Here is a 24730-nt window from a genome sequence, read left to right as displayed (position 1 = left end):
AAATAGATGAAACCAACGAACTATCACTTATTTGATTTCCTTGATTTCGATACCGAGTTATCAAGGAATGAGTCGCTTTGGAAAGCATACAAGCCAACGGCTGTTTATGAAAAGGAAGGAGATATTTACGTAACAGTTCCCTTTCAGAAGCAAAAGCTGGCTAACGATATGATGGCGGATACCGATGTTCTCCAGGAGGAATATACGTTAATCATCCGTCAGTATAACATCGGCATCACCCGCCTGTTTCTTGGCTTCGGCGATTATGTACTGACAGATGAGTCGGAAATGCTACAATTCAGTGACCGGATTCAGAAAGTACCCCTGTTTATAAAAGAACAAAAAGGAAAATGGATTCTTTCGACGGAAGACGGAACGAAGCGTGCCGTTATCAATGTGGAAGAGCCTCTATTAGACCGATGGAGCGAATTGCTTCCCGACCCTCAAGAAACGCTTGACATCACTTTATACCCTGACGGAAAACGTGAAATCCGCTTGTCAGCCTACGATCATTTTTCGCCTCCCCGCTACGATGCGTTACCTGTTGCCTTTTGCAAACGCGACGGTCGGAAAGAACGTGCAACGCTTTCTTTTGAATGTAAGCCCGATGAATGTTTTGCCGGAACCGGAGAACGTTTCTTTAAAATGGACTTAAGCGGACATACTTTCTTCCTGAAAAACCAAGATGGGCAAGGAGTCAATAACCGGCGTACTTATAAGAATATCCCCTTCTATCTATCCAGCCGAATGTACGGAACATTCTACCACACATGTGCCCATAGCAAGCTCTCACTGGCCGGACATTCCACCCGTTCCGTCCAGTTTCTAAGCGACCAGGCATTGCTGGATGTATTTGTGATAGGCGGTGATACGATGGAAGATATTCTTCGCGGTTATCGTGACCTGACCGGCTATCCGTCTATGCCTCCTCTTTGGAGTTTTGGCGTTTGGATGAGCCGTATGACTTATTTCAGTGCCGATGAAGTAGACGAAATATGCGACCGCATGCGTGCTGAACACTATCCCTGTGACGTAATTCATCTGGATACGGGCTGGTTCCGTACCGATTGGCTCTGCGAATGGAAATTCAATGAAGAACGGTTCCCCGATCCAAAAGGATTCATCGGGCGGTTGAAAAAGAACGGCTATCGTGTCTCTTTATGGCAACTTCCATACGTTGCGGAAAATGCAGAGCAGATTGATGAAGCCAGAGCCAATGATTATATAGCCCCATTGACCAAACAACAAGCAACCGATGGTTCCAACTTCTCCGCCCTGGATTATGCCGGAACAATCGACTTTACTTATCCGAAAGCAACCGAATGGTACAAAGGACTATTGAAACAACTCCTGGATATGGGAGTAACCTGTATCAAAACCGATTTCGGTGAAAACATTCACATGGACGCCCTCTATAAAGGTATGAAGCCGGAATTGTTGAACAACCTGTATGCCCTGCTTTATCAAAAGGCCGCTTACGAAATTACGAAAGAAGTGACAGGTGACGGCATAGTCTGGGCACGTTCCGCATGGGCGGGATGCCAGCGTTATCCTTTGCATTGGGGAGGCGATTCCTGTAGTTCCTGGGATGGAATGGCAGGTTCTCTGAAAGGCGGTCTACATTTCGGCCTGTCGGGATTTGCTTTTTGGAGCCATGATGTTCCCGGCTTCCATACATTGCCCAATTTTATGAACTCGGTAGTAGCAGATGATGTGTACATGCGTTGGACCCAATTCGGCGTATTCACATCGCATATCCGTTATCACGGAACCAATAAGCGTGAACCCTGGCACTATCCCACCATAGCTCCGTTGGTGAAAAAGTGGTGGAAATTGCGTTATTCGCTCATTCCATACATCGTAGTACAAAGTAAACTAGCCATAGAAAGCGGCTATCCGCTCTTGCAGGCACTCATTCTGCATCATCCGGAAGATAAACTTTGTTGGCATATAGATGATGAATACTATTTCGGCAATGATTTCCTGGTAGCTCCGGTGATGAACAGCGAGAACCGTCGGGATATCTATCTTCCCGAAGGAAAATGGGTGAACTTCTTTACGGGAGAACGTCTGGAAGGAGCATGCTGGCTGAAAGACGTATACGTTCCATTGGAAGAAATGCCCGTATATGTGCGTGCAAATGCCGTGATCCCCATCTATCCGGAAGACGTGGACTGTACGGATGAAATGGATTTAAGCAAGAGCATGGCTTTACGCATAGATAATGATTATAAAGGATTTTGGAATAGATAAATAGAAATAACTCAAGTTTTGTAAGTAGCCTGAAAGGCTTACATAATATTGCGTAGAGTGATACCTTACGCTATATAGCAAGAGGCTTTCAACCTAATAAATTACTTCCGAAACTTGAGTAGAATAAATAAAAAATGGCAGAGTATGAAAACATGGAAGAGTAATTTAGAAGAAACAAAACAACGTTATATAAATTGGTGGAACCATAAAGGAATCATTCTCAATATGTGGGAACACTTCCAGGAAGGAGTACAACCACATGCAGAGATAACACCTCCCGCACCGGCAAAAGATTTGTCGCAAAAGTGGTTCGACCCTCAATGGAGAGCTGAATATCTGGACTGGTACGTAGCGCACAGCAGCCTGAAAGCGGATATTCTTCCGGTTGCGAATACCCAACTGGGTCCCGGTTCTCTAGCCGCCATTTTAGGCGGAGTGTTTGAAGGCGGGGAAGACACCATTTGGATTCATCCCAACCCGGATTTCACCGATGAAATAGTCTTTAACCCCGAACACCCGAACTGGATTCTTCATAAAGAACTCCTGAAAGCCTGTAAAGCGAAAGCCAACGGACACTACTTTGTCGGTATGCCCGACCTGATGGAAGGACTGGATGTTCTGGCCGCACTGAAAGGAACGGATAGGGTATTATTGGACACAGTGATGCAGCCTGAAATCCTGGAACAACAGATGCAGCAAATTAACGACATCTACTTCAAAGTATTTGATGAACTATACGACATCATCCGTGAAGGCGACGAGATGGCTTTCTGTTATTTCTCGTCCTGGGCTCCCGGAAAGATGAGTAAACTGCAAAGTGATATTTCGACCATGATTAGTCAGGATGATTATCGCCGGTTTGTGCAACCTTTTATTCGTGAACAATGTCAGAAGATTGATTATACCCTTTATCATCTGGATGGAGTGGGAGCCATGCATCACCTGCCTGCCTTGCTTGAAATTGAAGAATTGAATGCGATTCAATGGACTCCCGGAGTGGGCGAACCACAAGGAGGATCTCCCAAATGGTACGATTTGTATAAGAAGATTCTGGCAGGCGGAAAGAGCGTGATGGCTTGCTGGGTGACATTAGACGAACTAAAACCTCTATTGGATCATATCGGCGCGGACGGTGTACATTTGGAAATGGATTTTCATAACGAAAAGGAAGTGGAACAGGCCATGCGGATTGTTGAAGAATATACCGGTTCTTCTACCTCTGTAAATACCAATGAACATCAACAGGATGCCGACATGGCAGCTACTGGACAGGAACGTATTTGTATACGGGAAGAACAACACCTGGAAGAGGATAAACTGAAACCTCTGTATGAAGCCATTGTTGCCGGGAAACTGGAACCTGCGGTTGAAATCACCCGGCAAGCCATTGCGGAAGGAGTAGCTCCCCAAATGATTATCAATAATTATATGATTAAAGCAATGGGCGAAGTGGGACAACGTTTCCAGGATGGAAAAGCTTTTGTTCCTCAACTGTTGATGGCAGGACGTGCCATGAAAGGGGCTTTGGAGCTACTGAAACCTTTATTGACAGGAAGTGCTTCCACTACAATCGGTAAGATTGTCATCGGTACAGTGAAAGGAGATCTCCATGATATTGGTAAAAACCTGGTGGCTTCCATGCTGGAGGGTTGCGGCTTTGAAGTCATAAATATTGGTATTGATGTGACTTGTGACAAGTTTGTGGAAGCCGTGAAGGAAAACCATGCTGACATCTTGTGCATGAGCGCATTGCTGACTACTACCATGACGTATATGAAAGAGGTTATCCAGGCATTAGAAGAGGCCGGTATTCGTAATCAAGTGAAAGTGATGATTGGCGGAGCACCCGTCAGTCAGGGGTTTGCTGACGAAATCGGTGCGGACGGATATAGTGATAATGCGAATACAGCCGTAGCAGTTGCCAAAGAACTGATTGGAAATAAAAAATAGAATAAAAAGGCACGGATTACACGGATCAACACGGCTCTTAATTACATAGCCTATCAAAACCGTGAAATCCATGTAATCCTTGCCTAAAGAAAATTAGATTTAAACTTACGTTACTTATTTAATACTTGAATTATGCATGTGAAATTCTTAGAGACATTAGATTGGAGTATTCTGATTGCCTACTTCCTTATTTTGATAGCTATTGGTATATGGGCAAGTTCAAAACGAAAAAAGGGGAGTAGTCTTTTCCTTGCGGAGAATTCGCTGAAGTGGTATCATATCGGCTTTTCCATGTGGGGGACGAATGTGGGACCTTCCATGTTGATAGCTTCCGCAAGTGCTGGATTTACTACCGGTATTGTTTCGGGGAATTATGCCTGGTATGCATTTGTCTTTATATGTCTGCTTGCTTTTGTCTTTGCTCCCCGATATTTGGGTAGTCGCATTACGACATTGCCCGAATTTATGGGAAAACGTTTCGGACAATCTACCCGTAACATCCTTGCTTGGTATACCATTATTACCATTCTTATTTCATGGCTTGCATTGACTTTATTTGCCGGTGGAGTCCTGATCCGTCAAGTCTTCGATATTCCTATGTGGCAATCAGCATTGCTGTTACTTGTCATCTCCGCTTTCTTTACAATGCTCGGCGGACTGAAAGCTGTGGCCTACACGAATGTATATCAAATGATACTGTTGATTGTAGTATCAGCCACACTGGCTATCATGGGAATCTATAAAGTGGGCGGTGTAGGCGCACTGGTGGACGTCGTTCCGGCGGATTACTGGAATCTTTTCCGTTCGAATGACGACCCGGCTTTTCCCTGGCTACCTATTATCCTGGGTTATCCTATTATGGGAGTTTGGTTTTGGTGTACGGATCAGTCGATGGTGCAACCGGTTCTTGCTGCCAGGAATCTCAAAGAAGGACAGATGGGAACCAACTTTACCGGATGGTTGAAAATATTAGATGTACCTCTTTACATTCTTCCCGGCATTATCTGCCTCGCTTTATTCCCACAATTGGAGAATCCCGATGAGGCTTACATGACAATGGTGACTCATTTGTTCCCGACAGGAATGGTCGGCTTGGTATTGGCTGTATTGACGGCAGCATTGGTAAGTACTGTCGGCTCTGCTTTGAATGCATTAAGTACGGTATTCACGATGGATATCTATGTGAAGAAAATCCGACCGCAGGCCAAACAGAGAGAGATTATCAGAGTGGGACAAGTGGTTACGGTAGTCGGTGCACTGATCTCTGTGATAATAACCATAGCGATCGACAGCATCAAGGGACTGAATCTGTTTAATGTTTTCCAGTCTGTACTGGGATTTATAGCTCCTCCGATGGCAGCTGTATTTCTCTTTGGCGTGTTCTGGAAACGCACCACTACTCTGGCTGCTAATATGGCTCTGACATTGGGAACAGTGTTCAGCATCGGAGTGGGAATCTTGTATTTATGGGTGTTTCCGGCAGAACAATATGATGTATGGCCCCATTTTATGCTGCTTTCCTTCTACTTATTCGTTATCATCGGAATAGGCATGATAGTAGTCAGCCTGTGGGATAAGTCTCCGCAATTGGGCATCTTGAATATGGAAAAGATAGAGGACAAACCTGCACGAATTGTTCTTATCCTATGGGGATTACTTATTGTGACCATGATTGGGCTTTACATCTTCTTCAATGGCCACTAATTTTTATTCACCACAGAGAACGCAGAGGACACAGAGATTATTATCTAATAATAAAAGACTCTGTGTCCTCTGCGTTCTCTGTGGTGAAACTATTTTCTGCGAAAACAATTCTCATACGTACACAGCCCGCAGGTATATTCCAGCTTACGGACATGAGAACCCACTCCAATAATACCACTTACAGATTTGATGGGAATCATCAGGCTGGAATCTGTCAACTGAATACCACAAGGCGAAGCAACCGGAAATAAGGAGAATAGTTTTTGTTGTTCCGATACGTGCCATCCGCAATAACCGGGGCTATACCTATTAGTGTGTTTCCAACCTCTTTTTTCGATAAATACAGCCAACTCCTCTTCCATGCAATCAGCAGCCTTTTCTGCAATGATGCTCCCCAATGAATCTGCTATATATATTTTCACCATGTCATCCTTTTGCTGGAGGAGATGTTGGAACTCCTCAAATTCAACTCCGGCAGTTGCGGTAAAAAAGGCAAAAGCTTCCGAACCCCGTAATTGGCGGGCAATGGTTTTACCGATTGAGAGAACCGTATCTTTTACAGTCAGTGTTGCTTTTTCAGTGTCAAGCAGTCCGTCAGTGAGGAAAAATAAAAAACGGGGACGAAGAAGGGGAGTGATACAGTCAAGTAACGTATTTATTTCTTCTATGACCATTCCATCCGGCATAGAATCTTTATATCCCATCGCCTCGTAAATATCAGATGATGGGATTTGCAGTTTTTGATAAGTAAGCTCCTGTTCAACCATTGGTGGATGCATTGAAATATATAGGTTGTTGTAATCCTGCGGACACAGAATTAAACTTGTGTCTTATTGAATTCTTCCAATGCAGTATAAAATGCATCTATATTAACAGAAGACGTATGTGGCGGAATATCACAACCACTTGACAATACGAAATTCGGATATGCACGGGTAGCCTCCAATAGTTGCAAAGTCGCTTCCTTCATAGTCTCCGGACCTGCCATTTTGAAAAGGCTCACCGGGTCCAGATTTCCCATTGCCAGTGCATCGGTCGGAACCTCTTTCAACGCTTCCTCCATTTTGATTTTATTCCCGAAATGATAAGCGGCTGCACTGGTATAAACCATCGCTTGCGTGCAATTCCCTGTGTTTCCGCAATTATGAAGCACTACGGCAAAGTGATCATCCTGTACCTTCTCTATTATTTCTTTCACAAATAAAGAAGAATATTGCAGGCAATCTTCGTTGGATAACAGTCCTGCAGCAGGTTCAGCCATGACTACACCGTTCACACCAGTTGCTTTCAATGCCATGCAATAGCGGGTGATGAAGTCACTGCATTTTCTTAATAACGTATTGGCTGCATCGGGATTAATATAAATCAGCATCATGATTTCCGACATATCATACAAACGTCCGGCCAGCGAATAAGGACCGATGCAACCGGCAAAAACCGGACGATCTGTTACATTTCTGGCTGTCAGCATATTTGCTTTAAGATATTCCGGGATTCTTCCTTTATTCAACGCCGGAACTTCCAGCTTTTCAATAGCAGCTTCATCCGCCAGTAAACGGCCGGACACACTGGGCACCTCATTTTCCGGAAAGAGAATCTCTGCCCCGAAAGCTTCCGCTTCTACCGTCAGATCCATGATAACGGTTGCTGCCGCAGCCGGATACTTGTCACAAAGAGCCTTGATAGCCTCATAATGAACCTGTCCGTTTGTTACCGCATCATGCACCGTTTTCCCGATAAATTCGATACCCGGATGTGTCATGATCGGAATTGCAATCGTTTCCTTACGTTGGATCGTTTGGCTGATCCATTCTTTCATATTCAGTTTACCCATAATTTCAGTTTTTAATATCGTCTTGTAATAAAGACGAAGTTGCCCTTCTTTTGTAATCTCGTATATGATAAAATCTTATACCGGTATAAAAATAAAGCTGTCCTTCAAAAAGAAGAACAGCTTTACACCTATTTGATTTATCTTCGAGCTTTATTTTACCGGAATCTTATCAATACGGTTCTGATGGCGTCCGCCGTCAAATTTGGTAGAGAAGAACTCTGTCAAAATCATGTCCGCTTCTTCAGTGCTGATGAAGCGTCCTGGCATAACCAATACATTAGCGTCATTGTGCTGACGAGCCAGGTGTGCGATTTCTGCATTCCAGCAGAGAGCGGCACGAACCCCTTGGTGCTTGTTCAGCGTCATATTGATTCCGTTTCCACTGCCGCAGATAGCGATACCGGGATAACATTCTCCCGATTCCACTGCAAGAGCCAGCGGATGAGCATAATCCGGATAGTCTACGCTTGCGGTAGAGTTAGTTCCGAAATCCTTGTAAGCCCAGCCTTTTGCTTCCAGCCAGCCGCGAACATATTCTTTCAGTTCAAAACCGGCATGGTCGCATGCTAATCCGATTGTTTTCATTAGAGCATTGCTTTTACTTGATTATATACGTTCTCGGCAGTAAATCCAAGTTTCTCATCCAATACTTTATAAGGAGCAGAGAAACCGAAAGATTCCAATCCCCAAACTTTACCGTGGCAACCTACCAGACCTTGAAGAGTGACAGGCAGACCGGCAGTCATACCGAAAATCTTCGCATCTGCCGGAAGGATAGCTTCCTGATATTCTTTCGGTTGGTTGCGGAACAGACCTTCAGACGGAGCAGATACAATGCGTACCTTCACGCCATCTTTGCGAAGTAACTCTGTGCCGGCTACCAATGTAGCTACTTCAGAACCTGAAGCCACCAGGATAACATCCGGATTTTCGTCGGAACCTGCTACGATATAAGCACCCTTGGCTGCCTGTTCGTAATCTGTTCCTGCCGGTAAATTGGCAATATTCTGACGAGAGAAGATCAATCCTGTCGGAGTAGACATATTTTCCATAGCAAGTTTCCAAGCGATGGTTGTCTCTTCTGCATCAGCCGGACGAAGTACCAACATAGAGTTGTGTCCCTTATGGTTTTTCAGTTTTTCCATCAGGCGGATTTGAGCTTCCTGTTCTACCGGTTCGTGAGTAGGACCGTCTTCACCTACGCGGAATGCGTCGTGTGTCCAGATAAATTTCACCGGTTGTTCCATCAAAGCAGCCATACGTACGGCAGGTTTCATGTAGTCGGAGAATACGAAGAAGGTACCGCAAGCAGCGATCACACCACCGTGGAGAGACATACCGATACAGATACAAGCCATTGACAATTCAGATACACCTGCTTGGAAGAATGCTCCGCTGAAATCACCTTTCTTGAAAGAATGAGTCTTTTTCAGGAAACCGTCAGTCTTGTCAGAGTTAGAAAGGTCGGCCGAAGCAACGATCATGTTTTCTACCTGTGTAGCAAGTGCGCCCAATACGGTTGCAGATGCAGCACGAGTAGCGCTACCTGCTTTCTGTTCGATAGCAGCCCAGTCCACTTTCGGAGCTTTGCCCGAGAAGAAGAGTTCCAGTTTTGCTGCCAGTTCCGGGTTTGCTTTCGCCCATGCAGCTTTCTTTGCATACTTTTCAGCAACGATCTTTTTCAGTTCTTCTGCTCTTTTTGCATACAGTTCGGCTACTTCCGGGAATATAACGAACGGGTTGGTAGGATCACCACCCAGATTCTTGATTGTATTTACATAAGCGTCGCCACCGAGAGGAGCACCGTGTGTAGCGCAGTTAGCTTCATAGCTGCTGCCGTCTGCCTTGCGTGCACCTTTACCCATTACGGTTTTACCGATAATCAGTGTCGGACGTTCTTTTTCAGCTTGTGCTTCTTTGATTGCCGCACGGATTTCGTCAGGATCATTACCGTTGATACTAAGTACGTTCCATCCCCATGCTTCATATTTCATGGCAGTGTCTTCAACGGTTACGTCTTTCGTTTCTGTAGAAAGCTGAATATCGTTGGAGTCATAGAACATAATCAGGTTGTCCAGTCCCAGTGCACCGGCAATACGTCCGGAACCTTGAGAGATTTCTTCTTGAATACCACCGTCAGAGATGTAAGCGTAAATAGTCTGATTCATCACCTCGTCGAAACGGGCTTTCAAGAATTTGGCAGCGATAGCAGCACCTACTGCAAAAGTGTGTCCCTGTCCCAGCGGACCGGAAGTATTTTCGATGCCACGCATGATGTCCACTTCAGGATGTCCCGGAGTAGGGCTTCCCCATTGACGGAATTCTTTCAGCTCGTCCAGCGTGAATTTTCCTGTCAATGCCAACGTAGAATAAAGCATCGGAGACATGTGGCCCGGGTCGAGGAAGAAGCGGTCACGTCCTTCCCAACGGGGATTTTCAGGATCGTATACTAGAAACTCAGAGAAGAGTACATTTACAAAATCAGCACCACCCATGGCGCCACCCGGGTGACCGGAATTGGCTTTCTCAACCATTGAAGCAGCAAGAATACGGATGTTATCCGCTGCACGATTCATAAGTTTGTTATCGTTCATATCATTAAAATTTAATTGATTTCTGTCAGATTGTTCGCAAAGATAACTCTTTATGTGGATTTAACAATCCAAAAGAGCTATCTTTTTTATCGACAATTTTACGGTCTTCTTGTTTGTGATACAATAAGTAATTGCTCTAAAATTACTGTAACTCTAAAGTAACAATGGACTTAGCAGGAAGTTTTACCTTCATTGTACCTTTATTGATTTTTACCTCTTTGAAAGGTGCCGGTTTTACAATATTAGGTTTTTCAAAAGAATTGTAATCGGTCAGTTTGGAAGCGGTCAGAATCTCTCCGATAGCTTTCTTGGCTTTCGTATCACCCAGATTGATGGTGATTTCCTGCGCTTCATCAGCATCTACATTGGAAAGAGAAATATGGATTACCCCATCTTTGTTTTTGGAAGCTGTGGCGCTCACCATCGGTACAGTGCGGTTATCACGTACATTTATCTTTTCGCAAGTCAGGTCGATAGGAAGATAAGTGGCATCCTGGTGTACTTTATACATCTTGAAGACATAATAAGTAGGCGTCAACACCATTTCTTTGTCTTTCGTCAGAATCATCGATTGAAGTACATTGACAATCTGTGCGATATTTGCCATCTTCAGGCGGTCTGTATATTTGTGGAATACATCAAGACTTAAAGAAGCCACGAAAGCATCACGAAGTGTGTTCTGCTGATACAGATGTCCTTTGATGGTTCCCGGTTCTTCATCCCACCAGGTTCCCCATTCGTCCAGTAAGAGGGCGATTTTCTTGTCCTTGTCATATTTGTCCATGATGGTACAATGTTTCTTGAGTACATCTTCCACTTCCAGACATTTGCCCATCGTCCAGTAATAATCATCCTTGTTGAATTGAGTGGCTGATCCTTTGCTGCCACTCCATCCGGTTACGGTATAATAGTGCAGAGAAAGACCGTCCATCCGGTGTCCTACGCGATTCATCAATACATCTGTCCATTTGTAATCATAGTCACTTGCGCCACTGGCAATCTTGAACAGACGGTTGCCGTCATAATTACGGCAATAAGTAGAATAACGACGATATAAGTCTGCGTAATATTCCGGACGCATGCTGCCACCGCACCCCCAGCTTTCATTTCCTACACCGAGATATTTCAGTTTCCATGCTTTGTCGCGACCATTCTTACGGCGAAGGTTGGCCATAGGCGAGTCTCCATCAGAAGTCATATATTCCACCCATTTGGCAAGCTCTTCCACTGTGCCGCTACCTACATTTCCACTCACGTATGGTTCGCAACCCAGCATTTCGCAAAGATTCAAAAACTCGTGCGTTCCGAAACTATTATCTTCAATGGTTCCGCCCCAGTTGTTATTCACCATCTTCGGACGGTTCTCTTTCGGACCAATGCCGTCCATCCAGTGGTATTCATCGGCAAAGCATCCGCCCGGCCAGCGAAGAACGGGAACGGACAAGTCTTTCAGTGCATTGAATACGTCTGTGCGATATCCCTTGATATTAGGAATATCCGAGTTTTCGCCTACCCAAAGACCGCCGTAGATACATGAACCCAAGTGTTCGGCAAACTGGCCGTAAATTTCCTTCGGTATGATTTCTTTGCCTTGATCGGCATGTACGGTTATGGTAGCACTCTTTTGTGCAGAAAGAGATACAGATGCTGCCAGAAAAGCCGTGCTGACTAATAGTTTTGCTTTCATAAATGGTATTTGTTTAATGATTATTTTTTACCACAGATTACGCAGATTATCACAGATTGATTTTATTCTGACTACTATCATGTTATAACCCATAAATAATCTGTGTTAATCCGTGTAATCTGTGGTGACTTCTATTTTAGTAAACGAACTTCATAAACGGCAGAGGTCCATTCCGTCCTGTCAGGGATAAAACGTATCGGACAACTACCCGTATTCAATTTTTGAGGCAAAACGTATGAAAGGGTTATGAAACCGTCTTTATCCGCTTCACTGACAGTTGGATGAATAGCCAACTTTTCGTTATTCAAAAGAATAGCCACTTTATTGCGGTCATCTTTCCGTACCGTAATCAGGAGGCGGCTTGCTTCTTCTTTCACTTTCAACTGATAGCCGAACCAACCTTTAGCACGTCGGAAATGCCGGTCTTTATTCGTCCCTGTTTCTGCCTGCTCATACTGGATGCCATGATCAGACTCCGGCTGCTGTTCGCCAGGGAAGATCAGGTCAATGGTTTGATTAGCTAATTCCGTTGCTTTTCGTTCAGCCGTTGCCATCTCTTCCTGAATCGCTTTAAACTGCTCTTCGCTTGCCTGTCGGAAATAAACGGCATAACGGGAATTATGCAGGCGGAAGAACGGGACGAGTTCCAATGCTTTGCCTTGTGCAGGATAAACCTCTCCGTTATAGCTGAAAGTAATCCGGCTATTCTGTTCTTTCTGAAGAGATTTGCAGATTGAATCTGGATTTCCTATCAGCATCGGGACTTCTTGCAAAGGAATTTGTTTGCCATGAGCGATATGTCCGCCACGGCTGTCATCGGCATATAAACCGTCAAGATGTTCTGTGCCTGTGGAAGCTGCAAGAACGATCGGACCATATAAGAAAGCATAATAATCTTTCTTGTCGGGAATCTGTTCCACGCTGACTTTCATAGGCAAGTGGAAAGTAACGACATCTCCTTTTTTCCATTTGCGGGAGAGAGGAAGATATTGGTTACCTTTTGCCATAATGAACATTTTTCTTTTTCCATTGATGCTGACGCTATATCCTTTGGATTGGTTCGCCCATTCCGGAATACGTATCATTAAAGTACGTTTTTTCTTAGGCGCTTCATCTATTCGCAAAGTTACCTTGCCGTCATCAGGGAAACAGGTTTCCTGTGTCAAAGTAATGCCTTGCTCTTTCCAGGTCAGTTGTGAAGGAATGAAGAGATTGACATAAAGAGTGTCTTTCCGATACGCATAGATAAATTCACCGTATTTGGTATGATTCTCCAAGCCTGAACCTACACAGCACCACATGGATGTTTCCGGTTGTGAGTACACACGATAGTGTCCCGGACGCATAGGAGTGAAGTAGACAAATCCACCTTTATCCGGCTCTTGTGACGCTAGAATATGATTGTAAAGCGCACGTTCGTAATAGTTTACGTAGTTGGGATCAGGTTCGTTTGTTTGATTCGGATTGTGAGAATTCTGATAAAGCATTTTGGTAAGACGGAGCATGTTGTAAGTATTACAGGTCTCCGGTCCTTGAACGTCGTTCAGCATGGACGTGAAGTTATCCGACGGATGGAAATGTTCGCGGACGCTATTTCCTCCGATGCAGACAGAACGGTGATTGACTACCGTGTTCCAGAAAAAACGGGCGGCATGATCCCATTCTGCAGCATGATTCCAATTCTTGTCGTCTTGTGAAAGTTCGGCTATTCGCTTGTAGCCGATCACTTTCGGAATCTGTGTGTTGGCGTGCATCCCCGTCAATTTGTCTTCTTCTTTGATAAGCGGGTCTAAGATGAGCTTGTGAGAGAAACGGCGTGCCAGTTCCAGATACTTCTTGTCGCCTGTGATTTCGGCTACGTCAGCGAACGTTTCGTTTAATCCGCCATGTTCGCTACGAAGCATATCCTGCATTTGTTCGTCGCTCAAGCCGGAAGTGATATCGATCATCCAATCTGTAAAAGCGATAAGCATTTGGCGTGCAAGGTCGCTTCCTGCATAGAGATATGCATCCCGCAATCCGGCGTAAGTCTTATGTATATTGTATAGAGGCACCCATTTGCCGTTAAGGTCGAAACCTCCGGCACGGATCTTTCCTGCTTTTATATCTTTCCAAAGTTGAAGGCTTCCCGGAGTTCCTCCGATGAATCCTGTGCCGACAGTTTGTTGTGCCCGGTTCAACTCATTCAGCATGTAGTTGAGGCGATTATAGACTGCGGTATCTCCGGTGGCGGCATACATCATGGAAAGTGCGGATAAATAATGTCCGCCGATATGTCCGTCCAATCCGGTATTTTCCCAATTGGTGTAGCTGGGGGCTTTAGGCTGTAACCCTGCTTCGCGGAGAAAAGGAGCGAGCAGACGGTCGGGGTCTAATGCAAGTATGTAATGTAAATCAGTCTGTTGAGCTTGCAGAAACGGACTATCCAATAGTTTCACATTCTGTAAAGGGAAGTAAGACACTTGTGGGGCGTTTTGAGCTTTGCCCAGTGAGATGGACAGCACAAGTGCAAGTATGAACGAGGTGGTTTTCATGATAATAGTCTCCCCATCTCCCTCTCCAAAAGAGGAGAGGGGTGGAGATAATTAATGTTAATACTTAGTTAGAATTGGCTCTTGATAAACAGCGATTTATCGGCAATCTCTGATGAACAACAATGGATTGCCGACTGTCAATTATTTAAATTTGACTGCTGCCTCTTCGATAGGCAATCCTGCCTTGTAATTTTCGATGTATGCATTGAAGCCGGCTACATCTTCGGGCGTAGGTGATACCTCGATACCCGCGTCACCGACAAATACGCTTTCATCCAGAAAATCGGCAAGAGATTGTTTCTTTTCATTGTTCACGAGGTAAGAACCTAACAGGGCAATACCCCAGGCACCACCTTCACCGGCTGTTTCCATCACGGAAATAGGCGAGTTGATGGCTGCAGCAAGTATTCTTTGGCCTACTCCCTTTGTTCTGAATAATCCTCCGTGACCAGTAATTCTGTCCACTTTGATTTTTTCTTCGTTGAACAGGATGTCGTTACCAATCTTGAGTACTCCTACCGAAGCATACAAGTGAGTCCGCATAAAGTTTGCCAGGTTGAACTTGTCATTTGCCGAACGTACAAACAAAGGTCTTCCGTCAGCAAGTCCTGTTACAGGCTCGCCTGAAATATAATTGTATGAAAGCAAACCTCCACAATCAGTATCACCAGTGAGCGCAATATTGTAGAGTTTACTATAGATTTCATCTATATCTACAGGTATGCCCAGAAGCTCCTGGTATTCCTTGAACAAGTTAACCCATGCGTTGAGATCAGAAGTGCAGTTGTTGCAATGCACCATGGCTACCAGACTTCCGTCAGGAGTTGTCACCATGTCAATCATTTCGTATGGCTTCGACAGTTCTTTCTCCAATACAATCATTGAGAATGAAGAGGTACCTGCGGATACATTTCCGGTACGTTGTTTGACTGCGTTAGTCGCAACCATTCCGGTACCTGCGTCTCCTTCCGGCGGACAAACCGGTATTCCTGCCTTCAAATGACCCGATGCATCGAGTTTTTTACTTCCTTCCGGAGTGAGGACACCGGCATTTTCACCAGCTGACAATACTTTAGGCAGAATATCTTCCAGTTTCCAGTTATATTCTTTCGGAGCAATCAGTTTGTTGAACTTAGCCACCATTTCAGCCGAATAGTTATGGGTAGTCGGATCAATAGGAAGCATACCTGATGCATCACCTATTCCCAGCACCTTTTCGCCTGTGATCTGCCAATGCACATAACCTGCTAGAGTGGTCAGGAAGTCGATTTCATTAACGTGTGATTCATTGTCTAAAATAGCCTGATACAAGTGGGAAATGCTCCAACGCAGAGGGATATTATAGACAAATAGTTCGGATAAAGCAGCCGCTGCGCGACCTGTATTAGTGTTTCTCCAAGTGCGGAAAGGCACGAGGATTTCTTCTTTTTTGTTGAATGGCATATAACCATGCATCATAGCGCTGACACCGATGGCAGCCAGAGTCTCGATCTCTATGCCGTATGCATTCTTTACGTTAGTACGAAGATCAGCATAACAATCTTGCAGCCCTGACCAGATGGCTTCAATGCTATACGTCCAAAGTCCGTCAACTAACTGGTTTTCCCAAGTGTGGCTACCTTGAGCAATAGGCTTGTTTTCCTGGTCGATCAAGACAGCTTTTATTCGTGTAGAACCGAGTTCTATACCAAGAATTGCTTTACCTGCCTCGATGGTTGATTTTGCATCTAATTTCATGTTGAAATCAATATTTTAAGGTATAACGATCATTATAAAAAAATCAAGTTTCGCAAAAACTTAACGAAATAATTAAGCCATGCGAAACTTGAATAATTGTTTTTAGCAAAGTGCTTTATTCAACATGTAATAAACTTCGTTCATGCGCAGTTCTTTCTTGAAGCAGCTGATCGTAGTATCCTTGTTAATATGCACCATTTCGATACCTGCGATTTCAGCATAATCTTCCCAATATTCTGCTGTCAGGTCGTAAGAGAAGCAAGAGTGGTGAGTTCCACCAGCCAGAATCCATGCACCTGCACCTACTTCAAGGTTTGGCATCGGAATCCAGAGAGCAGAAGCAACCGGCAACTTAGGCAGCGGTTTCGGCTCGATACATTCTACGTCGTTCACGATCAGACGGAAACGGTTACCCATATCTACAACAGTAGCAGTACAGCCTGTACCTACTTTTGAAGTGAAGACCAGACGTGCAGTCTGACTCTTGCGGATACCTATACCGAGGAAGTGTACTTCCAGGCGAGGTTTGTTGGCTGCGATAAGCGGACAGATTTCCAACATGTGTGACTGAAGGATAGAGCTGTTTGCACCATCGAAGTTCAGTGTGTAATCTTCCAGGAATGAACAGCCTTTAGGAAGACCCTGATTCATTACCCATACAGTGCGGTACAGAGCAGCCGATTTCCAGTCACCTTCAGCACCGAATCCATAACCTTCCGCCATCAGACGTTGTGAAGCAAGACCCGGGATTTGATCGAAACCATTGTATTCAATGTCGCCCAAATCGTCGAAGTTGGTAGTAAATCCTTTGGCACCTTTTGCTTTCAGGATAGCACGTATAGCCAGTTCAGCCTTGGCAGCATTCCATACTTTCTGGTAAGCTTCAGTTGATTTATCTTCCAGAGAAGCATCGTGATCGTATTCCTTGAAGTAAGTAGCTACCAATGCATCTACCTCTTCATTTTTGATATCCTTGTGATATTCCATCAATTCGCTTACCGGACAGTAATCTACGTGGTAACCCATACGTTGTTCAGCTTCCACTTTATCACCATCGGTTACAGCTACGTTGTTCATCTGATCGCCGAAACGGATAATCAGCATATCCTGTGAATCTGCCCAACCGGCACAAACACGCATCCAAACGGCAATCTTATGCAAAGTCTCTTCCTCTTTCCAGTAACCTACCACTACTTTACGACGGATACGCATACGGGTGCAGATATGTCCGAATTCGCGGTCACCGTGAGCAGACTGGTTCAGGTTCATGAAATCCATGTCCATTGTATCCCAAGGAATTTCCTTGTTGAATTGAGTATGCAGGTGCAACAAAGGCTTCTTCAACTGTTGCAAGCCGTGAATCCACATTTTAGCAGGAGAGAACGTATGCATCCAAGTGATAACACCGACACACTTTTCGTCATTATTGGCTGCTTTGAAAACAGCTTCCACTTCTTTAGAAGAATTAGCTGTTCCTTTGTATACCACCTTTACAGGAAGTTTACCGGATTCGTTCAATCCGTTAACCATTTCATTAGAGTGTGCATCTACTGCGATTACTGCGTCACCTCCGTACAAAAGCTGTGCTCCTGTTACGAACCATACTTCATATTGATTAAATGCGTTCATAATGTTATTGCTTTAATTGTTATTGTTCTAATTTTTAATCTTTAATTATTTCTGTCCGTAATAAGCATTCGGACCATGCTTGCGGCTGAAATGTTTTTCTATCAGCAGCGGATTCATTGTTAAATTGGGATTCACCGCATAAGCGATACTTGCCATTTTAGCTACCTGTTCCATAACCACAGCATTGTGTACGGCATCATACGCGTCTTTTCCCCAAGAGAAAGGACCATGATTTTTCACCAATACTCCCGGTGTATGTACAGGGTTCAAGCCTTCAAAACGTTTCACTATCACATTACCGGTTTCCAGCTCGTAAGCACCTTTCACTTCCGCTTCTGTCATATCCGCTGTGCAGGGAATGGCATCATGGAAATAATCTGCATGAGTGGTTCCGATATTCGGAATGTCACATCCGGCTTGTGCCCAGGCTGTAGCATAGGTAGAGTGCGTATGTACCACTCCTCCGATCTCCGGAAATGCTTTGTAAAGTACTACGTGAGTAGGAGTATCCGAGGATGGCTTCAGCCGTCCTTCAACGACCTTGCCATCCAGATCCACTACTACCATATCTTCGGCTTTCATATCATCATAACTTACACCACTGGGTTTGATTACTACCAATCCGCTTTCACGGTCGATGGCAGAAACATTTCCCCAAGTAAAGATGACTAATCCATGCTTTACCAATTCGAGATTGGCATGAAATACTTTTTCTTTTAGTTCTTCCAGCATAATGATTATAATTTAAATTTCGGGTCCTTGCGGTAAGCCTTGCTATTGAACTTATATAAGGCAGCACCACGTTTCGAACCCAGTTTGTCAATTTTATCAGTCTTTTCTATATAATCCATTTCAGCCACTCTTTTACGGAAATTCCGTTTATCCATTGTTTCACCGTAAATGGCTTCATATAAACTTTGTAATTGGGATAATGTAAATAGCTTCGGCAATAGATTGAAACCGATGGGCTCTACAGATGCTTTCTGTTTCATCAGTTCCCGTGCTTTTTCTACCATTTCAGGATGGTCGAAGATAAGCGGGGGAAGTTCATTTATATTCACCCAGTAAGCATTGTGTTTCTGAACCTGTTTCCGGTCATACTCATTGATGTTAATCAATGCATAATAAGCCACGGAGATAACCCGTTCACCCGGATCGCGATCGATAGCTCCAAAAGCTCCCACCTGTTCCATGTAAACGTTTTCCAGTCCGGTAAGCTCATGCAATACACGTTTAGCGGCATCATCCACACTTTCATTGTTTTGTACAAATCCTCCCATCAGTGACCATTCACCCATTGCCGGCTCGAAGTTTCTCTTTAACAATAACAGGCTGATTTCCCCTTCGTAGAAACCGAAAATGATACAGTCTATGCCGACATAGAAGGCCGGATTCGAGCTATAATAAACCTTTTCCCGCCCCTTTTCCAAAGAGGGGGAATTAGAGGTTATCATTGGCTCTTGTGAATTATCTTTATCCATTTAGATTGTGATTTTAGTTATAATAAAACAGTCTTTCCGTAGATAAGACTATTTTCAGGCTTCTCTTTCAACCCTTCCCTAAGAGGAGGGTTGAAAGAGAAGCTTATTTTTACCAGAAATACCAGTAGAAAGCAGCAGTAATGGCCAGAATAATTACCGTATGAATAATATCCCAGTGATTCCAGCTTGCACGTGTAGCGGCTTTTTGTTCCTTAGTAGCCGTACCGAATACTAGTCCCTGAATCTTTTCTGCAGTTGGAGCTTCTGTTGCCAGACTGACTACGATTACTACAATAATACAGAACAGGAACATCCATCCACAGAAGAATAACCAGTTCATGTCATAGAACAAATATTTGAATGTAGAATCAGCTACTTCACCTGCGTTGCTATAATATACTTTTGCGCCGAGGCGGGTCAACCCGATTACCATGCCGGAGATCAATCCCCACATACCACCCTGGGCGGAAGTACGTTTCCAGCAGATCCCCAGTAAGAAAGCGGCAGCGATACCTGGTGCCAATACAGACTGAACATCCTGCAAGTAAGTATAAAGTACATCACCTACACTACGCATGATAGGAATCCAAAGAATACCTAAAACAACGATTACAATTGTTGCAATCTGACCGATACCCACCAGCTTCTTTTCCGGAGTTTCCGGTTTGAAACGTTTGTAAAAGTCGATAGTAAACAACATGGCTGATGAGTTAAACAGAGATGCAAGGGAACTCATCAAAGCGGCAAGAATACCACATACTACCAAACCTTTCACGCCCGCAGGAAGTAATTTGGCTACTAATGTCGGGAAGGCGGCATCAGCATTTGCTGTTCCGTTAGCCAGCATCGGTAAGAAACCTTCACCACCGGCACCGATATATTTTTGATGTAATGCAAATGCAATCATACCAGGAATCAAGAAAAGGAATACGGGTAGCAGTTTCAGATAAGCACCGAAAATAGTACCACGACGAGCTTCCATTTCATTTTTACCTGAAAGTACACGTTGTACGATGAACTGGTCGGTACACCAGTACCAGAAACCGATAATAGCCGAACCGATCAAAGCACCCAACCAAGGGAAGTTTGCATCATCGTTGCTACGAATCAGGTTAGTCATTGTATCACCGTAATCATTTACAGTAACAGCGCCGCAGACTCTCATCATTTCGTCCCATCCACCTAATTCTTTGAAACCGAGCACTAGAATTATTAATGATCCTAGCAGTAGGATAGGGGTTTGAAGAACAGAAGTGTAAAGAACTGATTTCATACCACCGAAGATAGTATAAAGCGCAGTTAACACTACCAGACCGATAGCTGCAATCCAGAAGAAATCAATTCCCCAAAGCTCTTTGATGCCGAATACTTGTTGGAATACGAGGCCACCGGCATAAACAGTTACGGCTACTTTGGTCAATACATAACTTACAAGAGAAATTACAGATAAAATAGTACGTGATTGAGGATTATAACGACGCTCCAGGAATTCCGGCATTGTATATACCATGCTTCGTGTATAGAAAGGAACGAATACCCATCCCAAAATCAAGATCATCCATCCCTGGATTTCCCAGTGTGCCATAGCCATACCACTGGATGCTCCGGCTCCTGCCAGTCCGATCAAATGTTCCGAACCAATGTTTGATGCAAAGATAGAGGCACCGATTGCAAGCCATGTTGCGTCGCGTCCACCCAAAAAATAATCCGCCGAGTCATTTTGTTTTTGTCTGACTACCCAAACAATAATACCGATCAGAGCCAGAAAAAAGACTCCGATTACTAGCCAATCTAATGCTTCCACAATAAATATGATTTATAAGTTAATATTATTTCTCTACAGAGAATTTGAAAATACATTCGCTATTATAAGTTTGTCCCGGTTCCAGTACAACAGAAGGCCAGTCTGCCTTGTTGGGGCTATCTGGATAGTGTTGTGTTTCCAGGCAGACAGAAGCACGTTGGTTGTAAACGATACCTTTCTTTCCGGTTACGGTTCCATCAAGGAAGTTTCCTGTGTAAACCTGTACACCCGGTTCGTTGGTATATACTTCCAGAGTGATGCCGCTTTCAGGTGAAGTTAGTTTGGCTGCTACTTGAGAAAGATCTCCCTTAGTGTTGAGCACCCAGTTGTGGTCATACCCTTTTCCGTTCTTCAGTTGAACGAAATCATAATTGTTGATCTCTTTACCTACCGCTTTCGGAGTGGTGAAGTCCATCGGAGTGTCTTTTACCGGAGCGATTTCGCCTGTAGTCATAAAAGTACTGTCTACCGGAGTATAATAGTCTGCGTTCACATACAGTATGTTGTCAGTTGAAGCTTTTGACGGATCACCAGCCAGGTTGAAGTAAGAATGGTTGGTCATATTGATGATCGTCTTTTTATCGGTAGTTGCGCTATATTTGATGTCGATAGCGTTGTCTTCAGTTAGTTTATAGGTCACTTTAGCTGTTACATTCCCCGGGAAGTTTTCGTCTCCGTCCGGTGAGACAAGTGTCAGTTCCAACGTTGTCGGATCAATCAGATTAGCTTCATAAACTTTGTATTGCCAACCTTTCGGACCTCCATGCAGGCAGTGGCCGAAATTGTTTTGCGGCAGTTGGATGGTATCACCGTCCAATGCGAAACGTCCCTGGTTGATACGGTTTGCATAGCGTCCGATAGAAGCACCAAAGTCGCTGGGTACATTAATATAGTCAGCAATGCTGTCAAAACCTAAAACTACATCCTGCATCTTACCGTTCTTATCGGGTACCATGACAGACACGATACGTCCTCCGAAGTTAGTGATGCATACTTCCATACCTGCCTTGTTCTTTAAGGTATAAAGAGCTGTTTGGGCATTGTTCACTTCTGTTTGAAATTTTACCGGGTCGAGACCGGACAAGGTCAGCTCGGAAGCCGGCTTGTTATTGCACGCAGCCAGCATCAGCGCGGCAAATCCTGCAAGTAGAAAATGTTTTTTCATGGTTTTATTTTTAATGTAAATGAGATGCTTATCTTATTTTGGGTGTAAAAGTAACACTTTCGTTTGGTGTATCAAATACACTCTTATATGTTGTGCAGCATAAATGGTGTATTTTATGATTTTCCATACACCTTATTATATATAAATGTACGCTTTCCATCCGTTTGTTTTTCATATAATAGAGCGTGCAAATAGGTGCTTTTTAATCTGGTTTCGTATTATAAATATCAGATGCGGATGGAAAATTGTGCAAATGAATGGAATTTGATCCTTTTTGACCGATAAACACCTATTAATGATAAATTTGGGTACGGAGAAAATAGAGAATCTGATTATCTTTGCATTTTAACTATATATAATTTTTTATTGAGAACCATGAGAAGATACGCAAATTTATTGGCAGTATTAGCCTTGTCTACTAACCTTGCCCTTCATGCTCAAACCAATGAGTTGGTGATACAGACGAAGAAGCTGGGTGCAGAAATCCAACCTACTATGTATGGACTCTTTTTTGAGGACATCAACTACGCTGCCGACGGCGGACTTTATGCCGAACTGGTGAAGAATCGTTCCTTTGAGTTTCCACAACACCTGATGGGATGGAAAACGTATGGAAAAGTGTCATTAATGAACGATGGTCCTTTTGAGCGTAATCCGCATTATGTGCGCCTTTCCGACCCCGGACACGCACATAAGCATACCGGATTGGATAACGAAGGTTTCTTCGGCATCGGTGTCAAGAAGGGAGAGGAGTATCGTTTCTCTGTTTGGGCGCGTTTGCCGCAAGGAAGTACGAAAGAAACATTGAGAATCGAACTTGTAGATACCCAATCAATGGGCGAACGTCAGGCACTTGTTGCAGGGAATCTTACGATTGATTCTAAGGACTGGAAAAAATACCAGATGATCTTGAAGCCCGGCAGTACTCATCCGAAATCCGTACTCCGTATTTTCCTTACCTCCAAAGGAACAGTAGATTTGGAGCACGTCTCCCTTTTTCCGGTTGATACCTGGAAAGGACATGAAAATGGGCTTCGTAAAGATTTAGCACAAGCATTGGCGGATATTCATCCCGGAGTCTTCCGCTTTCCCGGTGGTTGCATCGTAGAAGGTACCGACTTGGAAACTCGTTACGACTGGAAAAAATCAGTTGGCCCGGTAGAAAACCGTCCCTTAAATGAAAATCGTTGGCAGTATACTTTTACTCACCGATTCTTCCCTGATTATTATCAAAGCTATGGATTGGGATTCTACGAATATTTCCTGCTGTCTGAAGAAATGGGTGCGGCACCTCTGCCGATTCTGAATTGCGGACTTTCCTGCCAATATCAGAATAATGATCCGAAAGCTCACGTAGCAGTTTGTGATTTGGATAACTATATTCAGGATGCACTCGACCTGATTGAGTTTGCTAATGGAGACGTGAATACTACGTGGGGAAAAGTACGTGCCGATATGGGACATCCTGCTCCGTTTAACCTGAAGTTTATCGGTATCGGTAACGAACAATGGGGGAAAGAATATCCCGAACGTCTCGAACCGTTTATCAAAGCCATTCGTAAAGCTCACCCGGAAATCAAAATAGTAGGTAGCTCCGGTCCGAATTCCGAAGGAAAAGATTTTGATTATCTGTGGCCTGAAATGAAACGTCTGAAAGTTGATTTGGTGGACGAACATTTCTATCGTCCTGAAAGCTGGTTTCTGGCTCAAGGCGCCCGCTATGACAACTACGACCGTAAAGGTCCGAAAGTATTTGCCGGTGAATATGCCTGCCATGGAAAAGGAAAGAAATGGAATCATTACCATGCTGCTTTGCTAGAGGCTGCTTTTATGACCGGATTGGAACGTAATGCTGACATCGTTCACATGGCTACCTATGCTCCGCTTTTCGCTCATGTGGAAGGATGGCAATGGCGTCCTGATATGATTTGGTTCGATAACCTGAACTCTGTGCGTACCACTAGCTATTATGTACAACAACTGTATGCGCAGAATAAAGGAACAAATGTGCTTCCCCTTACCATGAATAAGAAAAATGTAACGGGAGCCGAAGGGCAGAACGGACTCTTTGCCAGTGCTGTTTACGATAAGGATAAGAATGAACTGATTGTAAAGGTTGCCAATACTTCCGCCACAATACAGCCAATTTCCTTGAATTTTGAAGGATTGAAAAAACAAGATGTACTGTCTGATGGCCGTTGTATCAAACTTCGTTCGATTGATTTGGATAAGGATAATACACTTGAGCAACCTTTTGCCATCGTTCCGCAGGAAACTCCGGTATCTATTGAAGGCAACGTGTTTACTACCGAACTGGAACCCACTACGTTCGCGGTATATAAGTTCACGAAGAAATAA

16 protein-coding genes are annotated in these 24730 nt (G+C 44.1%); 4 read left to right on the top strand and 12 right to left on the bottom strand.

The features are described from left to right. The first annotated feature begins 6 nt into the window (after window positions 1-6). From LPH68_RS04045 to LPH68_RS04035, 3 genes are all read left to right on the top strand, one after another. Window positions 7-2253, top strand: a complete 2247-nt coding sequence (locus LPH68_RS04045) for an alpha-xylosidase (protein WP_117514917.1) — start codon at window positions 7-9, stop codon at window positions 2251-2253. 144 nt (window positions 2254-2397) lie between these two features. Further along, window positions 2398-4203: a corrinoid protein gene (locus LPH68_RS04040; protein WP_151923061.1), complete on the top strand. Its 1806-nt coding sequence runs from the start codon at window positions 2398-2400 to the stop codon at window positions 4201-4203. 132 nt (window positions 4204-4335) lie between these two features. Further along, entirely contained in the window at window positions 4336-5907 is a 1572-nt protein-coding gene (locus LPH68_RS04035; protein ID WP_151923060.1) for a sodium:solute symporter, read from the top strand. Between the two features lie 89 nt (window positions 5908-5996). Here the strand turns inward: LPH68_RS04035 and LPH68_RS04030 are convergent, their stop codons facing one another. From LPH68_RS04030 to LPH68_RS03975, 12 genes are all read right to left on the bottom strand, one after another. Next, window positions 5997-6674 carry a vitamin B12 dependent-methionine synthase activation domain-containing protein gene (locus LPH68_RS04030; protein WP_151923059.1) on the bottom strand — a complete coding sequence of 226 codons (678 nt, stop codon included), beginning with the start codon at window positions 6672-6674 and terminating at the stop codon, window positions 5997-5999. A gap of 50 nt (window positions 6675-6724) precedes the next feature. Then, window positions 6725-7741, bottom strand: a complete 1017-nt coding sequence (locus tag LPH68_RS04025) for a uroporphyrinogen decarboxylase family protein (protein WP_151923058.1) — start codon at window positions 7739-7741, stop codon at window positions 6725-6727. 150 nt (window positions 7742-7891) lie between these two features. Further along, on the bottom strand, window positions 7892-8326 hold the full coding sequence (gene rpiB / locus LPH68_RS04020; protein ID WP_004297448.1) for a ribose 5-phosphate isomerase B: 435 nt from the start codon (window positions 8324-8326) through the stop codon (window positions 7892-7894). Then, window positions 8326-10335 (bottom strand): transketolase, encoded by a 2010-nt coding sequence (locus LPH68_RS04015; RefSeq protein WP_151923057.1) that lies wholly within the window; start codon window positions 10333-10335, stop codon window positions 8326-8328. Before LPH68_RS04015 ends, rpiB begins: the two co-directional genes overlap by 1 nt. A 142-nt stretch (window positions 10336-10477) precedes the next feature. Next, complete coding sequence (locus LPH68_RS04010) at window positions 10478-12022, bottom strand: alpha-N-arabinofuranosidase (protein WP_151923056.1); 1545 nt, start codon at window positions 12020-12022, stop codon at window positions 10478-10480. Window positions 12023-12153: 131 nt separating this feature from the next. Beyond that, window positions 12154-14556, bottom strand: a complete 2403-nt coding sequence (locus LPH68_RS04005) for a glycoside hydrolase family 127 protein (protein WP_151923055.1) — start codon at window positions 14554-14556, stop codon at window positions 12154-12156. Between the two features lie 141 nt (window positions 14557-14697). Continuing rightward, window positions 14698-16293, bottom strand: coding sequence for a xylulokinase (locus tag LPH68_RS04000; protein WP_230296866.1), 1596 nt, complete (start codon window positions 16291-16293; stop codon window positions 14698-14700). Window positions 16294-16395: 102 nt separating this feature from the next. Continuing rightward, window positions 16396-17922 carry an L-arabinose isomerase gene (gene araA, locus LPH68_RS03995; RefSeq protein WP_009041110.1) on the bottom strand — a complete coding sequence of 509 codons (1527 nt, stop codon included), beginning with the start codon at window positions 17920-17922 and terminating at the stop codon, window positions 16396-16398. 45 nt (window positions 17923-17967) lie between these two features. Beyond that, window positions 17968-18654, bottom strand: a complete 687-nt coding sequence (locus LPH68_RS03990) for an L-ribulose-5-phosphate 4-epimerase (protein WP_008648247.1) — start codon at window positions 18652-18654, stop codon at window positions 17968-17970. Window positions 18655-18659: 5 nt separating this feature from the next. After that, window positions 18660-19376, bottom strand: a complete 717-nt coding sequence (locus tag LPH68_RS03985) for an NUDIX domain-containing protein (protein ID WP_049703387.1) — start codon at window positions 19374-19376, stop codon at window positions 18660-18662. Window positions 19377-19512: 136 nt separating this feature from the next. Then, window positions 19513-21207 carry a sodium:solute symporter gene (locus tag LPH68_RS03980; protein WP_004297459.1) on the bottom strand — a complete coding sequence of 565 codons (1695 nt, stop codon included), beginning with the start codon at window positions 21205-21207 and terminating at the stop codon, window positions 19513-19515. A 25-nt stretch (window positions 21208-21232) separates the two neighbouring features. Continuing rightward, the gene (locus tag LPH68_RS03975; RefSeq protein WP_004297460.1) at window positions 21233-22372 is read right to left on the bottom strand and encodes an aldose epimerase family protein; all 1140 of its coding nucleotides are present in this window, start codon (window positions 22370-22372) and stop codon (window positions 21233-21235) included. A 375-nt stretch (window positions 22373-22747) separates the two neighbouring features. Here LPH68_RS03975 and LPH68_RS03970 point away from each other — a divergent pair, with 375 nt between their 5' ends. Next, the gene (locus LPH68_RS03970; RefSeq protein WP_151923054.1) at window positions 22748-24730 is read left to right on the top strand and encodes an alpha-L-arabinofuranosidase C-terminal domain-containing protein; all 1983 of its coding nucleotides are present in this window, start codon (window positions 22748-22750) and stop codon (window positions 24728-24730) included.

The sequence above is a fragment of the Bacteroides sp. 1_1_30 genome (assembly GCF_020982715.1).
Lineage (GTDB): Bacteria > Bacteroidota > Bacteroidia > Bacteroidales > Bacteroidaceae > Bacteroides > Bacteroides xylanisolvens.
The sequence above is the reverse complement of the archived record's forward strand: the minus strand, read 5'-3'. Positions and strand labels throughout refer to the sequence as shown.

Bases quoted from the DNA above. Each gene is read 5' to 3' on its own strand.
- LPH68_RS04000 (WP_230296866.1), bottom strand. From the start codon at position 16,293: ATGAAATTAGATGCAAAATCAACCATCGAGGCAGGTAAAGCAATTCTT.
- LPH68_RS03970 (WP_151923054.1), top strand. From the start codon at position 22,748: ATGAGAAGATACGCAAATTTATTGGCAGTATTAGCCTTGTCTACTAAC.
- LPH68_RS04025 (WP_151923058.1), bottom strand. From the start codon at position 7,741: ATGGGTAAACTGAATATGAAAGAATGGATCAGCCAAACGATCCAACGT.
- LPH68_RS03985 (WP_049703387.1), bottom strand. From the start codon at position 19,376: ATGATAACCTCTAATTCCCCCTCTTTGGAAAAGGGGCGGGAAAAGGTT.
- rpiB (WP_004297448.1), bottom strand. From the start codon at position 8,326: ATGAAAACAATCGGATTAGCATGCGACCATGCCGGTTTTGAACTGAAA.
- LPH68_RS04035 (WP_151923060.1), top strand. From the start codon at position 4,336: ATGCATGTGAAATTCTTAGAGACATTAGATTGGAGTATTCTGATTGCC.
- LPH68_RS04045 (WP_117514917.1), top strand. From the start codon at position 7: ATGAAACCAACGAACTATCACTTATTTGATTTCCTTGATTTCGATACC.
- LPH68_RS04010 (WP_151923056.1), bottom strand. From the start codon at position 12,022: ATGAAAGCAAAACTATTAGTCAGCACGGCTTTTCTGGCAGCATCTGTA.
- LPH68_RS04005 (WP_151923055.1), bottom strand. From the start codon at position 14,556: ATGAAAACCACCTCGTTCATACTTGCACTTGTGCTGTCCATCTCACTG.
- LPH68_RS04040 (WP_151923061.1), top strand. From the start codon at position 2,398: ATGAAAACATGGAAGAGTAATTTAGAAGAAACAAAACAACGTTATATA.
- LPH68_RS04030 (WP_151923059.1), bottom strand. From the start codon at position 6,674: ATGGTTGAACAGGAGCTTACTTATCAAAAACTGCAAATCCCATCATCT.
- LPH68_RS03975 (WP_004297460.1), bottom strand. From the start codon at position 22,372: ATGAAAAAACATTTTCTACTTGCAGGATTTGCCGCGCTGATGCTGGCT.
- LPH68_RS04015 (WP_151923057.1), bottom strand. From the start codon at position 10,335: ATGAACGATAACAAACTTATGAATCGTGCAGCGGATAACATCCGTATT.
- LPH68_RS03990 (WP_008648247.1), bottom strand. From the start codon at position 18,654: ATGCTGGAAGAACTAAAAGAAAAAGTATTTCATGCCAATCTCGAATTG.
- araA (WP_009041110.1), bottom strand. From the start codon at position 17,922: ATGAACGCATTTAATCAATATGAAGTATGGTTCGTAACAGGAGCACAG.